Consider the following 16,552-nt stretch of genomic DNA (forward strand, 5'->3'; position numbering starts at 1 on the left):
GTGCAGCTGTTCGCCCACGGCTTCGGCGGCGTCAAGGACCTGCCGATCCCGCTCTGGCTCGCCATCACGGCAGCCGTAGGCGCGCTGGTCGTCTCGTTCGTCGTCCTGGCGCTGACCACCCGGCCTGACTCCGCCGCGCGACCGGTCCGGGACCGCAGCGTCCCGCTGCCCCGGCGGATCGTCGACTCGACCGGATGGGTCGTCGCCTGGCGGGTCGTCGGCGTCCTGATCGCCGCCTACACCGCGTACGTCGCGATCTGGTCTCCCGATCTGGCCACCAATCCCTTGTTCGGCATCTTCTACGTGCTGATGTGGGTCGGCGTCGTCTTCGCCTCACTGCTGTTCGGCGAGGTCTGGAAGGCGATCTCACCGGTTCGCGCCGTCGCAGAAGTCCTGTATACCGCCCGTGGTACCCGTGAACCGCTTCTCCGCTACCCCGAACGGCTGGGGATGTGGCCGGCCACACTGGGGTTGCTGGCGTTCACCTGGCTCGAACTTGTCCATCCCGACAACGATTTCCAGTCGCCGGTACGCACCTGGCTCACCGTGTACGTGGCCGTCATGATCGTGGGCGGCCAGATCTGGGGTGACACGTTCTATGAGAACTGCGACCCGTTCGAGGTCTACAGCTCGCTGATGGCCCGGCTGTCACCGTGGGCACGGGTCGACGGCCGACTCGTCCTCCGTCGCCCCCTGGCGAACCTCGATGCCACCCCGACCAAGCCGGGGCAGGTCGCAGTGTTGGCGATCCTGTTCGGCACGATCGCGTACGACGCCTTCCACGAGTCGGTGCCCTGGTTCAGGTTCACCCAGGCGTCGGGTTGGAGCAACGCCCATCCGGGCTGGGTCATCTGGGTCAACGACGCCGGACTGATCGGGTTTCCGTTGGTGATCGGGCTGTTCTACATGGTCGGCACGATGTGCACCGGCGTCGGAGACGTACGCCGTCGCGACCTGCCGGCGGCCCTGGCTCCGTCCCTGATCCCGATCGTGGCCGGGTACGTGGTGGCGCACTATCTGAGCTACTTCTGGTTGAGCAGCCAGCTGACGCTGCAGATGGCGAGCGACCCCAACCACACCGGAGCCGACTGGTTCGGCACCTCGGACATGTCGATCAACACCTGGCTCCTGCGGGACGCAACCTTCCTCGCGGTGCTCAAGGTCCTGGCGGTCGTGATCGGCCACATTCTCGGTGTGATCTCGGCACACAAGCGCGCACTGCGCGTACTCCCCCGCGAACACGTCGTGACCGGTCAGCTTCCGCTGCTGGTGACCATGATCGGGCTCACCGGCGGAGGGTTGTACCTGCTGTTCTCAACCTGAGCGCCGAAAGGTGAGGAAATCCGCGCCGAAAGGTGAAGACAGGTTCCCGCCGCTCGACATCCGCTCACCTCTCGGCACGGATTTCCTCACCTTTCGGCAGAGGGGATCAGCGGCGGACGTACATGATGGACGCTGGCGCGATCACCGTGGTCGGGTTGGTCGTGTATCCGCTCGGCGTGGGGGCGGCAGCGGGTGCCGGGCTGAGGGCGATGAATCCCATCATGGCGGCGCCGACTGCCCCACCGCCGACGGCGGCGAAACTGATGACGCGCCGGTGCTCGCGGTGCTGGCCACAGTGCTCGGGCCGCAGAAGGTCGCCCTTGAGGGAGCTGGGTGCCGTCGTCAGCGCGGACAAGCCGGCCATACGCTGCTTGATCCAGGTCTCCCGCTGCACTGCCTCGCGGCACGTGGAACAGGCTGCGACGTGAGCCCAGGCGCAGTCGGCCTCGGCGGCCGACAACTGCCCGTCGAGCAGCGAACTCACTCGCGTGCCGAGGTGCTGACTCCGCGATCCCTGGGTCCAGTTCATGAGGCGCCGCCCCACGCGATCCTGGGTCCGCGGAACCGCTGGCGGCCAGCGCCCGGAGCGCGGTGCGCGAGCGCTTCGCGGAGCATCGTGCGACCCCGGTGGATGCGGGAGCGTACGGTGCCGAGCTTGGTGTCGAGGATGTCGGCGATCTCCTCGTACGACATCCCCTCGACGTCACAGAGCACGACCGCGGCACGGAAGTCGGGCGGGAGTGCCTGCAGCGCCTGCTCGATGTCGTCGTCGAAGGTCTGGTTGATCATGTCGCTCGGGTCGACTCCGGACGTGAGCCGCGCCGCGCGCTCGTCGGACAGGGCGTCGAAGCGGATCCGCTGGCGACGCCGCGCCTGGTCGAGGAACAGGTTCGTGGTGATCCGGTGGAGCCAGCCTCCGACGGTGCCCGGGGTGTAGGTGTCGAGCGAGCGGAAGGCGCGTACGAAGGCGTCCTGGGTGAGGTCCTCGGCGTCGTGGCGGTTGCCGGTGAGCCGGTACGCAAGCCGGTACACCCGGTCGGAGTACTGCTCGACGATCTCTTCCCAGGTCGGGACTGGTTCGGCAACCGTGTCGGTCATGTCAGGCACGCTAGGGAGCGCACCTGTGGGTGCGCTGTGCGAGGCGTGTGCGCCGCGTGAGCCAAGAACCGTGTGCGTCATCGATGGGTGAACGAACTCCGACCCGCGAGTGTTCCCGCGGAGCACGGCGTGTCGCGAGGTAGGTTTTCTTCTGTGACCGACCCGATCTCCACCGCAAGCTGGTCCTACTCCGACGCGTACGTCGCCGAGGACGAGATCCTGAGCGCGTCCCGCGCTCGCGCCGAAGAGGTCGGCGTGGTCCCGATCGGGCCTGGTGGCGGCGCCGCACTGCGCTTCCTGACCTCGGTGATCGACGCCCGCGCCGTCGTCGAGATCGGCACGGGCACCGGTACGTCCGGCCTGTGGATGTTCCGCGGCATGCGCGCCGACGGGATCCTCACCACCATCGACGTCGAGGCCGAGCATCAGCGCCTCGCCAAGCAGACGTTCACCGAGGACGGCATCGCGCCGCAGCGCGTACGCACCATCGCCGGGGCGGCGCTCGATGTGCTTCCGAAGCTGACGGACGGCCACTACGACCTGGTCTTCGTCGACGGCGACAAGCGCGAATACTCGGCCTACCTCGCGGAGGCTCTGCGGCTGCTGCGCCCCGGCGGCATCGTGGCGTTCGACAACGCCCTGTGGCACAACAAGGTCGCGAACCCCTCCGAGCGTGACGAGCAGACGACGGCGATCCGCGACCTGGTCAAGGAAGTCGCCAAGCGCGAGGACCTCGTACCGCTGCTGATCCCGATGGGTGACGGCCTGCTGGTCGCGAAGAAGATCTGGCTGCCCGAAGAGGCGTGACTCAGGTCAGACCTTGACGACCTCGACCATCCCGAGGTCAGCCAGGGCGTCGAAACCTGCGTCCTGGGTCACGACTGGCATGTCGTTCGCACGCGCGACGGCAGCTATCCAGAGGTCATTCACGTTGACCCGGCGCCCAGCTTCGTAGAGCGCTGCCCGCATGGTTGCCCAGGCAGTGGCGGCCGCGCCATCGATCGGGAGCGGAGTGAGCAGCGCGGCGCGATCCGCAGTCGCCAGCCGCCGGGCTCGAGTGGCCACATCCCTGGCGGCGAGGACGCCGGCCTGGAGCTCGGCGACGGTGACCACGGAGACGAAGGCGTGCTCCGGCAGCGCTCCTCGATCGAGGCTCCGACCCGACTCAGTGGCAACGAAGATCGAGGTGTCGAGCAGCCCACGCGTCACAGCGGTCCGAGGTCGTCGGTGGATTCGTCGCCCATGGCATTCAGATCGTCCAGAAGGCCGCGGTCAGCAGTGGCTTCGTCCAGCATCGCGATGACTTCGTGCCTGTAGAAGAAATCCGGGCGCTTCCTACGCACCGGCACGACCTCTGCCACCGCTTCGCCGTGCACCGTGATCGTGACGGTCTCTCCGTCGCGTACGCGCCGGATCACCTCGGCCGTGTGGTTGCGCAGATCACGCGAGGCGACAGTGGTGGACATGTGGCAAAGCGTAGCACTTGTGCCACATGTCAGCCTGCCTGCGCTCCCGTGACCGTCCAGCCCTTGGCGCCATCAGCCAACGTCATCGTGAACACGAACTGCACGACTCTCGACGCGTGCGCGTCCCCGCGTACGACCTCCTCGGTGCGGCGGTCGACCTCGTAGTAGATCCCCTCGGCCTGCACGGCCACGCGGAACGTGATCGGCTCACGCGCGACCAGTTCACGGACCTCGACGTGCTGCACGGTCGCCGAACGCATGACGGTCCGGTTCGGCGTACGCACCGCAGTGAAGTCGAGGCTGCCGTCGTTGATCCGCCATTCGTCGAGGAACGCGCCGATCGCCACCTCGAGCACCGTCTTGTCGAAACGCGCGTCCACGACGCTGAGGTCCCCAGCGGCCTCGTCGGCGTCCGATGACCACGAGACGCTCGTCAAGGACAGGACATCGTCGACTCCGGGGGTGCTCCGGGCGGCCGCCTCCAGTGTCGCGTCGCGGGCGACCGACTTCTGGTCCCAGGTGTCGATCTCGAGCTGATCGGTGAGGTGGTGCTGGCCCTCCTCCGCCTGCTCGATCGAGGAGACGATCCACTCACCCCCGGCGTTCTTGCGCAGCGTCCAGTACTCGACCGGCCGCGTCGAACCATCCTTGCGCGTCGCCCGACCGTACGCACCGCGCACGTAGTCGTTGAGCGTCGCAGTGATCCGGAACGTCGCCGTGTCGTCGGTCTCCCCGGTGCGGTTGGCGACGCTGACGAACTCGACCTCTGGCCCGGCGACGATCTCGACCACGTTGACCTCGCCCCGCGACTCGTACTCGCGCAACTGCTCGTCCCACTTGCCGTAGAGCACCGGCCCGAGGATCGTCCGCAACGTCCCGCGGTCACGGGCGGTCCATGCCTGCTGGGCGCCGACATAGAGCTGCGTCGCTCGCGCCTTGAGTTGCTCCACGTCGAAGGTCGCGTCGTGATCCGACAGGCCGCCCACCTGGGCCTCGACGCTGGCAGCACGTACGCACGCCACCTTGTCGACCCGATGAGCCACACGGTCCTTGGTGGTGTTCAGCGTGCGACGGTTCGCCTGGTTGCGCTTCCAGGTCTTGTAGAGCCAGTACGCGACGAACGCGAGGATGATGATCAGCCAGATCAGGCCGCTTCCACCGCCACCGACCGGGATGAAGAAGAAGTGCCCGCCGCTGAACCCGCCGCCGATGCCGTGGCCACCGCCACCGAAACCGCCTCCACCCCCACCGAAGCCGTGGCCACCGCCACCACCACGTGCGTACGCGGCTCCGGGCGCGAGAAGCACCAGCAGGACCGCCGCCGGGATCAGCTTCTTCACAATCGACTCCTCACATCGACGGAGCGCGCAGCCACTCCAACAAGAGCCGTGCCCCGAAACCGGTCGGCCCTGCAGTCCATTCGTACTCGTCGATCGGCGCATCTCCAACTGAGGCCACGTCGAGGTGCACCCACGGGATCCCGCCAGCGAACGGCTTGAGGAACAACGCGGCCGTGATCGCACCAGCGCCACCGGGTGCGTTGTCGGCGTCCGCAACCGTCGAGGCCAACTTGTCGAGATAGACATCGGCCAACGGCATCCGCCACAACGGTTCCCCTGACGCAGCACCGGCGGCAATGAACTGCGCTGCCAGATCATCGCTGGTCGCGAACAGGCCACCGAGCTGTTGCCCCAGAGCGACCTTGATCGCGCCGGTGAGTGTGGCGATGTCGACGAGGACATCAGGCTTGATCTTGTCCGCGGCGTACGCCATCGCGTCGGCCAGCACCAACCGGCCCTCGGCGTCGGTGTTGGTGACCTCGGTCGTACGCCCGCCGTAGTGGCGCAGGACGTCGCCCGGACGCATCGCCGAGCCGCTGACGGCGTTCTCGGCTGCTGCGACGAGCCCGACGACCCTGACCGGGCAGCCGACGGCCGCGAGCGCACCCATGACGGCGAGCACGACCGCGCCGCCGGTGGCGTCGCGCTTCATCGTCTTCATCGAGGCGCCCGGCTTGAGGTTGAGGCCGCCGGTGTCGAAGGTGATGCCCTTGCCGACGAGGACGACCGTCGGGGTCTTCTTCGACGCACCTGTCGGGATGTAGTCCAACCGGATGAGCCGAGGCGGCGACGCCGAACCGGCGCCCACGGCCACGATCCCGCCGAAGCCTTCCTTGGCCAGAGCACCCTCGTCCCAGACCTGGACCTTCACGCCCGGGATCGAGCGCGCCTGCTCGGCGAGCCACTCGGGGTTCTTGATGTTCGACGGGACGGTCGCGCCGAATCGGGCGCGCCAGGAGGCGCGGGCGAGCGCGACCGCGATCTCCAGTTCTTGCTCGAGACCGTCCAGGTCCGCGAGGCGTACGGTCCGCACCGGCGTCCACTCCGGGCCACGGGACCGCCAGGAGAACGAGAACGACGCCAGGGTGAGGCCCGCGACGAACGGCTCCAGAGCAACCGACGGCGACAGCGCAGGAATGGTGGTGACGACCGCATCGCGATCCCGAACCGCGCGGCCCACTGCCGCACCGGCGCGACGGAAGTCAGCGGACGTCTGGTCCCCGACACCGACGAGCAGCACCCGGCGAGCCGTCCGCCCGGGAATGGTCAGCGACGTGAGCTCACCAGCAGCACCGGTCGCACCCTCGGCGTCGAGCAGACCGAGCAGGTCGTACGCGTCGTCGATCTCGGCCGCTCCGGGGCCGACCATCAGATCGCCGGCCTCCGACCACACCGGCAGGGCGATCAGGTCGGCCTTGGCCGGAACGGCGGGAAGTAGTTCGAACTCCGGAGGCGGAGCCTGCGGCGGGAGTGACCCGTTCACGACTGGGCGCTCAGGCCGGAATCAGTTGATGAAGTCCTTGAAGGCCTCGCCAAGATCGTTCGCCTCCTGGGCGTTCAACTCGACGACCAGACGGCCACCGCCCTCGAGAGGAACGCGCATGACAATGCCACGGCCTTCCTTGACGACCTCGAGCGGACCATCACCAGTACGAGGCTTCATCGCGGCCATGCGGCACTCACTTCCGTGGATTGGAACGGGGTTGCCTTGCGGCACCGACCATTATTCCTGATCGCTGTCTGAGGTGGCGACCGGACGACCTTCCATCTGATCCGCAAGACGCGCGATCAGGGCGTCGACCTCGTCCATCCGGTATCCCCGAACCGCCACATTGAGGCGTACGTCACGCAGATCCGCGGCGCCGATCGGACCCGCGGGCAGGTTCAAGGGCCGCCGATCGTCCTCGGCCGGCGCCATCTGGCCACCGAAGCCGGCAGCGACGGCGGCGACGCCGCCGAGCGTGAGTACGACCAGGATCCCGGCCAGCCACAGGATCACGGCTGGCGCTCTTCCCGTGCGCGGACCATCAGCGCCACGGCCTCATCGATGTCATCGGTGAGGGTCAGCATGTCGAGGTCGTGCGGGCCGATCCGACCGTCGGCCTGCATCGTCCCGCGCATCCAGTCGATCAGTCCCTGCCAGTGGCGTACGCCCATGAGGACGATCGGGAACCGGGTGATCTTCTGCGTCTGGACCAGCGTCATCGCCTCGAACAACTCATCCAGCGTCCCGACACCGCCCGGCATCACGATGTAGCCCTGCGAGTACTTCACGAACATGGTCTTGCGGACGAAGAAGTATCGGAAGTGCAGCGGCAGGTTCACGTAGTCGTTGAGGCGGTCCTCCCACGGCAGTTCGATGCCGAGGCCGACGCTGGCGCCTCCGGCTTCGATGGCTCCCCTGTTGGCTGCCTCCATCGCGCCCGGGCCACCGCCGGTGATCACGGCGAATCCGGCCTGGGCGAGCGCAGAGCCGACCTTGGCGGCGAGCTCGTAGTCAGGGCTGGTGGAGGGCGTACGCGCCGAGCCGAAGACGGAGATCGCGGGGCCGAGATCGGCCAGATCGTTGAACCCTTCGACGAACTCGGCCTGGATCTTGAGGACCCGCCACGGGTCGCTGTGGGTCCACCCCGGTTGACCGCGGTTGTCGAGCAGCCGCTGGTCGGTGGTGGAGCCGTCCTTGCTCAGCCGAGGGCGTCCCTCGTTGTACCCGTTGCGCACGTGTCCATCCTGTCAGGGAGTCGTCAACCAGGTCCGGAGCGTGGCCCAGACGTGCTCGAGTTGGGCGATCGGGACCCGCTCATCCTGCTTGTGGGCCAAGCTCGGGTCGCCCGGACCGAAGTTGACCGCCGGGATGCCGAGGACGGAGAACCGCGCCACGTCCGTCCAGCCGTACTTGGGCTCCACGGCGCCGCCGGTCGCCTCCACGAACGCCTTGACTGCCGGCAGGTCGAGGCCTGGGCGGGCCCCGGGCGCGGAGTCTGTGACCTCCAGGTCGTGCCCGACGAAGAAGTCCCGGAGGAAGGCCTCCGCCTCCGCCTCCGAACGGTCCGGCGCGAACCGGTAGTTGACCGTGATCGTGCACCGGTCGGGGATCACGTTGCCGGCGACGCCGCCCTCGACGAACACCGCATTGAGACCCTCGTGATAGCGCAGCCCGTCCACGATCGGCTGGCGTGGCTCGTACGCACTGAGCCTGGCCAGCAGCACCCCGGCCTCGTGGATGGCGTTCCTCCCCATCCAGGCACGTGCACTGTGCGCGCGCTCGCCGGTGACCGTCACGACGACGCGCATGGTGCCCTGGCAGCCCGCCTCGACGCCGGCGTTGCTGGGCTCCCCGAGGATGGCGAAGTCAGCCTCGAGCAACTCCGGGTGGGACTCGGCGATCTTGCGCAGGCCGTTGTGGATGCTGGCGACCTCCTCAGCCTCATAGAAGACGAAGGTCAGGTCCTTGGTCGGTTCGGCGATCGTCGCCGCCAGGAGCAGGACGGCATCCCCGCCCTTCATGTCGCAGCTGCCGAGGCCGTGGACGAACTCGGCGTCCTGACGGCTCGGGAAGTTGTGATTGACCGGGACCGTGTCGAGGTGGCCGGCGAGGATGACGCGCTCCCCGCGGCCGAGGTTCGTGCGGGCGACGATCGTGTGCCCGTGGCGCTCGACGCTCAGATGCGCCTGCGTTCGCAGAGCCGCCTCGACCTGATCGGCGATCGCCCGTTCGTCGTGGCTGACCGACTCGATGTCGCAGAGGGCACGGGTCAGCGCGACCACATCGGTCGTCAGATCGAGACTCACGAAGCTAGTGTCGCAGCCGTGGCGACTGCAGCTGTGAAGACGATCGGGATCGTGTTGTTCGACGGTGTCGAGGAACTGGATGCCGTAGGCCCGTGGGAAGTCCTCGCATGGTGGACCCAGAACATCCCCGAGGACGGGTACCGGGTCCTCACGATGTCGCTCGACGGGTCCCCCGTCATCGCCGCGAAGGGGCTCACACTGACACCTTCGCACTCGTTCGCGGCCGCCGGACCGCTCGATGTCCTGCTGTATCCCGGCGGTCGCGGCACTCGCGCCCACACCACCGATCCCGATCGACTCAGCTGGGTCAGGTCCCAAGCATCAACATCCACCCTGATGACCAGTGTGTGCACGGGCGCCCTCGTCTACGCGGCCGCCGGGCTGCTCGCCGGACGCCGCGCGACGACCTATTGGGGAGCGTTCGACGAACTACTCGCTCTCGACCCGACCATCCGGCCTGATCGCGACGCGCGGTTCGTCGACGAGGGCGACGTGATCACCAGCGCGGGTGTCAGCGCCGGGATCGACATGGCCTTGCACCTGGTCCACCGACTCGGCAGCCTGGAATCGGCCCAACGCACCCGGCGTGGGATCCAGTACGACCCCGAGCCTCCGGTCTGACCGGCAAGACTCGCAATTCAGGACATGTGGGCGGCCGAGGGCATATATCCCTCGGCCGCCCACATGTCCTGAATTGTTACGTCAGACGCGGGTCACCGAGATCGTCGCGGGGTCGCCCTCGCCGACGGACACCTGCGTTCCCTCGGCCGAGTCAGCGACCTCGAATGACGTCGCCAGCGTCTCCTCGGCGATGAGTTCGGCGTGCGCCTCGGCGGCAGCGCGTACGCCCTCGCCACCGGCGATGGTGAGCGAGATCCGATCCTCGACATTGAAGCCGGCGTCCTTGCGGGCCTGCTGGATGGCGCGGATCAGGTCGCGCGCCAGACCCTCGGCAGCGAGGTCGGGCGTGACGACTGTGTCGAGCACGATGAACGCTCCCCCCGCCATCATGCCGACCGCAACACCTTCGCCGGCGGCGCCGGCTACCGTCTCGAGGGCGTATTCACCCTCCTCGAGCGAGAGTCCTCCGGCAGTCACGACACCAGCTGCGTCGATCGACCAGTCGCCCGACTTCGAGCCCTGGATCGCCTTCTGGACCTCACGGCCCAGACGCGGACCTGCGGCACGTGCGTTGACGTTGAGCTTCTGCTCAATGCCGTACGCGGCAGCCTCGGGGGCATCAGCGGCGAGCAGGCGCACCGCCTTGACGTTGACCTCGTCGGCGACGATGTCCTCGAAGCCGCCGATCGCTGCGCCCACGACCGTGAGGCCGGCGAGCGGGAGCCGGTTGCGGAGCTTCTCGGCCTTGCGGAGAGCCGAGGTCGCGGAGCAGACGTCGCGGACTGCATCCATGGCTTCGACCAGGGCAGCGTCGGCCGGCAGGTCATCGGCCGACGGGAAGTCGGTCAGGTGCACCGAACGACCACCCGTGAGCCCCCTCCACATCTCCTCGGCAACCAGCGGCAGCAGCGGCGCCACGGCACGCGCGGTGACCTCAAGCACGGTGTAGAGCGTGTTGAACGCATCCTGATCCTCGGACCAGAACCGCTCCCGCGAACGACGGATGTACCAGTTCGTCAGGACGTCGACGAACCGCTGCGTCGCCTCGCAGGCATCAGCGATGGCGTACACATCGCACGCCCCGCGCATCTCCTCGATGAAGACCCGGGTCTTCGCGAGGATGTATTTGTCCAACGGATCGGTCGACGCCGTCGACCACTCGGCGGTGACGTTGCCCGCGTTGGCGTAGAGCTGGAAGAAGTACCAGCTGTTCCAGAGCGGGATCATCACCTGACGGACCGAGTCGCGGATGCCCTGCTCGGTCACGATCAGGTTGCCGCCGCGCAAGATCGGCGAGGACATCAGGAACCAGCGCATCGCGTCGGCACCGTCGCGGTCGAAGACCTCGCGTACGTCGGGGTAGTTGCGCAGTGACTTGGACATCTTGTTGCCGTCCGAGCCGAGCACGATGCCGTGGCTGACACACGTCTGGAAGGCCGGGCGGTCGAAGAGCGCAGTCGCCAGGATGTGCAGCGTGTAGAACCAGCCACGAGTCTGGCCGATGTATTCGACGATGAAGTCCGCCGGGAAGTGGTGCTCGAACCACTCCTCGTGCTCGAACGGGACGTGGTTCTGCGCGAAAGACATCGAGCCCGAGTCGAACCACACGTCGAGGACGTCATCGACGCGCCGCATCGTGCTCTGCCCCGTCGGGTCGTCCGGGTTGGGGCGGGTCAGGTTGTCGATGTACGGACGGTGCAGGTCGGGCTCCCCCGCATCGTTGCGGGGAAGGGTGCCGAAGTCGGCCTCAAGCTGATCGAACGACCCATAGACGTCGATCCGCGGGTACGCCTCGTCGTCCGACTTCCACACCGGCACCGGCGAACCCCAGAAGCGGTTGCGGGTGATCGACCAGTCGTGGGCGTTCTCCAACCATTTGCCGAACTGGCCGTGCTTGATGTGATCGGGGGTCCAGTCGATGAGCTCGTTGAGCTCGAGCATCCGGGCCTTGATCTTGGTGACCTCGACGAACCAGCTCGAGACGCCCTTGTAGATCAGCGGCTGCCGGCAGCGCCAACAGTGCGGGTACGAGTGCTCGTAGGACTCCTGGCGGAGCAGCACCGTGCCGGGCGTGACCGATCCGGTGCGGTTCTTCAGGTCGGCGATGATCGGCTTGTTGGCCTCGAACACCTGCATCCCGGCGTAGTCGGCGACCGGTGCGGTGAACTTGCCGTCCTTGGCGACCGGCATCACGGGCGCGATGCCCTCGCGGTCGGTGACCTCCTTGTCGACCTCACCGAAAGCGCCGGCGCTGTGTACGAGCCCGGAACCGGAATCGGTGGTGACGGCATCATCGGCTGCCACCACACGGAAGGCGTTCTCGTGCCCGCGGTAGTAGCTGAACGGCGGGTCGTAGGTGAGGCCGAGCAGGTCCTTGCCGAGGCCGCGCCAGGCCACGTTCGGCTCGTCCCCGAGCTCGCGGGCGTACGCGCCGAGGCGAGCCGCGGCGAGGATGAGCCGCTCGCCCTCATGAGCCACGACGACGTACTCGATCTCGCTGCCGACCATCACCGCGAGGTTGCTCGGCAGGGTCCACGGCGTCGTGGTCCAGATCAGCAACTTCGCGTCCTGGAACGGCCCCTCGGTGGTGACGTCGAATCCAACAGTGACGGCGGGGTCCTGACGCATCTTGTAGACGTCGTCGTCCATCCGCAGCTCGTGGTTCGAGAGCGGGGTCTCGTCGTTCCAGCAGTAGGGCAGGACGCGGAAGCCCTCGTACACGAGACCCTTGTCGAAGAGTTCCTTGAACGCCCAGATGACCGACTCCATGTAGTCGGGCCGGAAGGTCTTGTAGTCGTTGTCGAAGTCGACCCAGCGCGCCTGGCGAGTGACGTAGTCCTGCCAGACGTCGGCGTACTTCATCACTGATTCGCGACATGCGGCGTTGAAGACGTCGATGCCCATCTCGACGATCTCGTCGGTGGTCTTGATGTCGAGTTGGCGCATCGCCTCGAGCTCGGCCGGCAGACCGTGGGTGTCCCAGCCGAAGCGGCGCTCGACGCGCTTGCCCTTCATCGTCTGGTAGCGCGGGACGATGTCCTTGACGTAACCCGTGAGCAGGTGGCCGTAGTGCGGCAACCCGTTGGCGAATGGCGGGCCGTCGTAGAAGACGAACTCGTTGTCACCGTTGGTGCCGGCGTCGCGCTGGTCGATGCTCGCCTGGAACGTGCCGTCCTGCTTCCAGAACTCGAGGACTCGCTCCTCGATCTCCGGGAACCGAGGGCTCGCCGGGACGGAGCCAGTGGGGTCGGTGGTGACCTTCGGGTAGACGGCGTCCTTCATGGGTGAGGTACTCATGTGCGGTGGCACTCCTGCAGTCGAAACACCGTATTGGTGCAAACAGTGGGCTGCGAGGACGGATTGCTCCGCGGTACCACCTCGCTTGCCGACCGAGGTCGACCGCTCTGTGACGGCTGTGACGGGCCACCCGTCCGGTTCTACTTGCCGAGGCGTTCTTCCGGAAGCTCGCCGCTGATGACGGCTCTGACGCTGTGCGCCCAGAGTACGCGAGCGGGCACAGCCACGCGAACCGGTTGCGTCCCGCCACTTCCGCGGTTCGCGTACGGATTGAGCACACCCACAGTGCCGAATCCACACCTCAAGCGCAGGACGGTCCTCACGAGAGCCGCTGGTTCCCGCCCTGCCGGTAACCTTGGCCAACGTGACTCGCACCGCCTGGGGCTACGGCCTGACCACGTTCGCCTCCGACACTGGTTCTGAACAACCCGCCGTCCTCGACGTGTGGTTCCCGATCCCGGCGCTGGGCGATGCCCCGACCAGCGCAGTGGCTCCGGCCGAGTTGACCGCCCTCGAAGGGCCCGACGACCTGCGGGGCGTCACCCGCAAGGTCGAGCTCGTCACCGCGGACCTCGACAGCGCTCCCACGAGCACCCAGGACGTCTGGCTCCGCCTGCATCTGCTCTCCCACCGCCTGGTCCAGCCGCACGGCCAGAACCTCGACGGCGTCTTCGGCCTGCTCACCAACGTGGTGTGGACCAGCGCCGGCCCGTGCGCGGTGGAGAACTTCGAACTCACCCGCGCGCGGCTGAAGTCCGCCGGCAACGTGGCCGTGTACGGCGTCGACAAGTTCCCCCGGATGGTCGACTACGTGATGCCCACGGGCGTACGCATTGCCGACGCCGACCGGGTCCGCCTCGGCGCTCACCTCGCTGAAGGCACCACAGTCATGCACGAAGGCTTCTGCAACTTCAACGCCGGCACGCTGGGCACCTCGATGGTGGAGGGCCGGATCAGCGCCGGCGTCGTCGTCGGTGACGGCTCGGACATCGGCGGCGGTGCCTCGATCATGGGCACCTTGTCCGGCGGCGGCAAGCAGGTGATCTCGATCGGCGAGCGCTGTCTGCTGGGCGCCAACTCCGGTATCGGGATCAGCCTCGGCAACGACTGCGTCGTCGAAGCCGGTGCGTACGTCACCGCCGGCACGAAGGTGCGTCTCGCAGACGGCAGCACGATCAAGGCTGCCGAACTCTCGGGCGCGAGCAACGTGCTGTTCCGCCGGAACTCCGTGTCCGGTGCCATGGAGGCTGTTGCGTGGAAGGGTGAGGGCATCACCCTCAACGCCGCGCTGCACGCGAACTGATGCGCCGGCTCGTCATCGCAGCGGTGGTCGTCGCCGCGCTCGCCTTCGGCGGCACCAAACTGTGGCAGGCCCTCAGCAAGCCGTTCGGTGACATCCTCGGGGCCTCGCCACAGTGCACGGCGACGATCGACACCGGCTCCGCCAGCCTCACCCCCGAACAGACGGAGAACGCCGCCGTGATCACGGCCGTCGCCGTCCGCCGCGGCCTGCCGGCCCGGGCGGTGACGATCGCTCTCGCGACGGCGATGCAGGAGTCGAAGCTCCGCAACCTCAACTACGGCGACAGCGACTCGCTCGGGCTGTTCCAACAGCGGCCGTCGATGGGCTGGGGCACCGCCGCCCAGATCACCAACCCGGTGTATTCCGCGAACGCGTTCTACAACGCGCTGATCAAGATTCAGGGCTACCAGACCAGACCGATCGGCGAGGTCGCCCAAGCTGTGCAGCACAGTGCCGACGTGTCCAGCGGGCCCTCGTACGCCCAGCACGAACAGGACGCGCGGGCCTTTGCCTCAACGATGACCGGCTATTCGCCGCACGGGCTGAACTGCCAACTCGAGACGCCGACGACGTCGCACCCGAAGACGGCGACTGCCGAAGTCGACTCGTTCTTCGGTGCGTTCACCGGCACGGCACTGACGCACGGGACCACTGCGACGTTCCCGATCACCGGAACGCCCACGCAGGGCTGGTCGGTCGCGGCCTACCTCGTCGCCCAGGCTCAGCGGATCGGCATCCTGCAGGTGTCGTGGGACGGCTGGTCGTGGACGCCGGGCGGCGGCTGGAAGCAGTCGGACGCCAGTACGGTCGGCGTCGTCGCGTTGATGGCCGGCTGACGCCGGTCAGGCCGTCAGGCGGGCGACCGCGGCGTCGATCCGCTCGTCGGTTGCCGTGATGGCGATGCGTACGTGCTGCCGGCCGGCGGTGCCATAGAACTCACCGGGCGCGACCAGGATGCCCAGGTCAGCCAGGTCGCCGACGGTCTTCCAGCAGTCCTCACCTCGGGTCGACCACAGGTAGAGCGCCGCCTCGGAGTGGTCGACGGTGAAGCCTGCGCGCTCGAGCGCCGCCTTCAGACGCGTACGCCGGGCCGCGTAGCGGGCATGCTGCTCCGCAGCGTGGGCGTCGTCGGCGTACACCGCCGTCATCACCTGCTGGACCGGGCCGGGCACGATCAAGCCGAGGTTCTTGCGTACGGCAAGTAGTTCTGCGATCACCCCGGCATCGCCGGCGACGAAGCCGGCTCGGTAGCCGGCGAGGTTGGAGCGCTTCGACAGCGAATGCACCACCAGGATGCCGTCCGCCGAACCGCCCGAGATCGACGGGTGCAGGACCGAGATCGTCTCGCCCTCCCAGACGCAGTCGAGGTAGCACTCATCGGAGACGAGCAGCACCCCGCGCTCCCGGCACCAGTCGACGACCTTCTTGAGGTGGTCAGCCGGCAGGATGCGGCCCGTGGGATTGGACGGGCTGTTGAGCCAGAGCACCTTCGGGGTCTGCGGGCCGAGCGCGGTCAGCGAATCTGCGGCGATGCCAGTCGCGCCCGCGAGCGCAGCGCCGACCTCGTACGTCGGGTAGGCAGCCTCCGGGAAGACCACCAGGTCGCCCTCACCGATGCCGAGGTGCAGCGCGAGCTGGGCGATCAGTTCCTTGGTCCCGATGACGGGAAGCACCTGATCGAGACCGAGGCCTGTGACGTCGTGGACGCGGGCGAACCAGTCGATGACCGCCTGGCGGGTCTCGGTCAACCCGATCGTCGTCGGGTAGCCGGGCCAGTCGGCAGCGTCGCGCAGCGCCTGCTTGGCGACCTCAGGCGTCGGATCGACCGGCGTGCCGATCGAGAGATCGACGATGCCGTCGGGGTGCGAGCGTGCCGTCGCCGCGTACGCAGTGAGCTTGTCCCAGGGAAAGTCGGGAAGCTTGTCAGAGACCTTCACGGTCCCTCCTCGAGGTCGTGGCCCCGAGTCCGGGATCAGTGGGCTTCTTGGTTCTGCGGAGGCAGGGCGGCGATCATCGGGTGGTCGAGCTTGCTGGTCTGCTCGATCATCTTCGCGGCACCGCCCGGCGAACCGAGCGCGTCGAAGAAGTTCACGTTGGCCGCGTAGTAGTCCTTCCACTGCGCGGGCGTGTCGTCCTCGTAGTAGATCGCCTCGACGGGGCAGACCGGCTCGCAGGCGCCACAGTCCACGCACTCATCCGGGTGGATGTAGAGCATGCGGTCGCCCTCGTAGATGCAGTCCACGGGACACTCGTCGACGCAGGCACGGTCCTTGACGTCGACACACGGCTGAGCAATGACGTAGGTCATGGCA

General features: G+C 67.5%; 18 protein-coding genes. 5 read left to right on the forward strand and 13 right to left on the reverse strand.

Annotation, left to right across the window (positions count from 1 at the left end):
- Nucleotides 1–1,323 (forward strand): hypothetical protein, encoded by a 1,323-nt coding sequence (locus KCTC_RS04955; protein ID WP_231998843.1) that lies wholly within the window; start codon nt 1–3, stop codon nt 1,321–1,323.
- A gap of 106 nt (nt 1,324–1,429) precedes the next feature.
- On the opposite strand, the gene KCTC_RS04960 is transcribed toward KCTC_RS04955, so the two are convergent.
- Nucleotides 1,430–1,852, reverse strand: coding sequence for an anti-sigma factor (locus KCTC_RS04960; RefSeq protein WP_125567316.1), 423 nt, complete (start codon nt 1,850–1,852; stop codon nt 1,430–1,432).
- Nucleotides 1,849–2,421: an RNA polymerase sigma factor SigE gene (gene sigE, locus KCTC_RS04965; protein ID WP_125567318.1), complete on the reverse strand. Its 573-nt coding sequence runs from the start codon at nt 2,419–2,421 to the stop codon at nt 1,849–1,851. The genes KCTC_RS04960 and sigE overlap by 4 nt, the downstream gene beginning before the upstream one ends.
- A 153-nt stretch (nt 2,422–2,574) precedes the next feature.
- Here sigE and KCTC_RS04970 point away from each other — a divergent pair, with 153 nt between their 5' ends.
- Complete coding sequence (locus KCTC_RS04970) at nt 2,575–3,228, forward strand: O-methyltransferase (RefSeq protein WP_125567320.1); 654 nt, start codon at nt 2,575–2,577, stop codon at nt 3,226–3,228.
- A 6-nt stretch (nt 3,229–3,234) separates the two neighbouring features.
- On the opposite strand, the gene KCTC_RS04975 is transcribed toward KCTC_RS04970, so the two are convergent.
- From KCTC_RS04975 to dapE, 8 genes are read right to left on the reverse strand one after another with little or no spacing between them, the layout of a single operon-like run.
- The gene (locus KCTC_RS04975) at nt 3,235–3,630 is read right to left on the reverse strand and encodes a type II toxin-antitoxin system VapC family toxin (RefSeq protein ID WP_174233032.1); all 396 of its coding nucleotides are present in this window, start codon (nt 3,628–3,630) and stop codon (nt 3,235–3,237) included.
- The gene (locus KCTC_RS04980; RefSeq protein ID WP_125567322.1) at nt 3,627–3,887 is read right to left on the reverse strand and encodes a type II toxin-antitoxin system Phd/YefM family antitoxin; all 261 of its coding nucleotides are present in this window, start codon (nt 3,885–3,887) and stop codon (nt 3,627–3,629) included. Before KCTC_RS04980 ends, KCTC_RS04975 begins: the two co-directional genes overlap by 4 nt.
- 29 nt (nt 3,888–3,916) lie before the next feature.
- On the reverse strand, nt 3,917–5,227 hold the full coding sequence (locus tag KCTC_RS04985; RefSeq protein ID WP_231998844.1) for a Tim44 domain-containing protein: 1,311 nt from the start codon (nt 5,225–5,227) through the stop codon (nt 3,917–3,919).
- A 10-nt stretch (nt 5,228–5,237) separates the two neighbouring features.
- Nucleotides 5,238–6,710 carry a leucyl aminopeptidase family protein gene (locus KCTC_RS04990; protein WP_125567324.1) on the reverse strand — a complete coding sequence of 491 codons (1,473 nt, stop codon included), beginning with the start codon at nt 6,708–6,710 and terminating at the stop codon, nt 5,238–5,240.
- A 21-nt stretch (nt 6,711–6,731) separates the two neighbouring features.
- Nucleotides 6,732–6,899: a DUF3117 domain-containing protein gene (locus KCTC_RS04995; protein WP_125567326.1), complete on the reverse strand. Its 168-nt coding sequence runs from the start codon at nt 6,897–6,899 to the stop codon at nt 6,732–6,734.
- 51 nt (nt 6,900–6,950) lie between these two features.
- On the reverse strand, nt 6,951–7,226 hold the full coding sequence (locus tag KCTC_RS05000; RefSeq protein ID WP_125567328.1) for a DivIVA domain-containing protein: 276 nt from the start codon (nt 7,224–7,226) through the stop codon (nt 6,951–6,953).
- Complete coding sequence (locus tag KCTC_RS05005) at nt 7,223–7,948, reverse strand: LOG family protein (RefSeq protein ID WP_125567330.1); 726 nt, start codon at nt 7,946–7,948, stop codon at nt 7,223–7,225. The genes KCTC_RS05000 and KCTC_RS05005 overlap by 4 nt, the downstream gene beginning before the upstream one ends.
- Nucleotides 7,949–7,960: 12 nt before the next feature.
- Complete coding sequence (dapE, locus tag KCTC_RS05010; RefSeq protein WP_125567332.1) at nt 7,961–9,019, reverse strand: succinyl-diaminopimelate desuccinylase; 1,059 nt, start codon at nt 9,017–9,019, stop codon at nt 7,961–7,963.
- Nucleotides 9,020–9,037: 18 nt separating this feature from the next.
- Between dapE and KCTC_RS05015 the strand changes: the two genes are divergently transcribed.
- Nucleotides 9,038–9,640, forward strand: a complete 603-nt coding sequence (locus KCTC_RS05015) for a DJ-1/PfpI family protein (RefSeq protein ID WP_197715251.1) — start codon at nt 9,038–9,040, stop codon at nt 9,638–9,640.
- 81 nt (nt 9,641–9,721) lie between these two features.
- Here the strand turns inward: KCTC_RS05015 and ileS are convergent, their stop codons facing one another.
- Complete coding sequence (gene ileS, locus KCTC_RS05020; RefSeq protein ID WP_125567334.1) at nt 9,722–12,937, reverse strand: isoleucine--tRNA ligase; 3,216 nt, start codon at nt 12,935–12,937, stop codon at nt 9,722–9,724.
- Nucleotides 12,938–13,301: 364 nt separating this feature from the next.
- Here ileS and dapD point away from each other — a divergent pair, with 364 nt between their 5' ends.
- Both dapD and KCTC_RS05030 read left to right on the forward strand, forming a co-directional pair.
- Nucleotides 13,302–14,240, forward strand: coding sequence for a 2,3,4,5-tetrahydropyridine-2,6-dicarboxylate N-succinyltransferase (dapD, locus tag KCTC_RS05025; protein WP_125567336.1), 939 nt, complete (start codon nt 13,302–13,304; stop codon nt 14,238–14,240).
- On the forward strand, nt 14,240–15,076 hold the full coding sequence (locus KCTC_RS05030) for a hypothetical protein (RefSeq protein WP_125567338.1): 837 nt from the start codon (nt 14,240–14,242) through the stop codon (nt 15,074–15,076). The genes dapD and KCTC_RS05030 overlap by 1 nt, the downstream gene beginning before the upstream one ends.
- A gap of 6 nt (nt 15,077–15,082) precedes the next feature.
- Here KCTC_RS05030 and dapC read toward each other — a convergent pair whose 3' ends face one another.
- Nucleotides 15,083–16,177 carry a succinyldiaminopimelate transaminase gene (gene dapC / locus KCTC_RS05035; RefSeq protein ID WP_179951408.1) on the reverse strand — a complete coding sequence of 365 codons (1,095 nt, stop codon included), beginning with the start codon at nt 16,175–16,177 and terminating at the stop codon, nt 15,083–15,085.
- A 35-nt stretch (nt 16,178–16,212) separates the two neighbouring features.
- Nucleotides 16,213–16,548 carry a ferredoxin gene (gene fdxA, locus KCTC_RS14825; RefSeq protein ID WP_125567340.1) on the reverse strand — a complete coding sequence of 112 codons (336 nt, stop codon included), beginning with the start codon at nt 16,546–16,548 and terminating at the stop codon, nt 16,213–16,215.
- Nucleotides 16,549–16,552 lie beyond the last annotated feature (4 nt).

It is taken from the genome of Nocardioides baekrokdamisoli (genome assembly GCF_003945325.1).
GTDB lineage: Bacteria > Actinomycetota > Actinomycetes > Propionibacteriales > Nocardioidaceae > Nocardioides > Nocardioides baekrokdamisoli.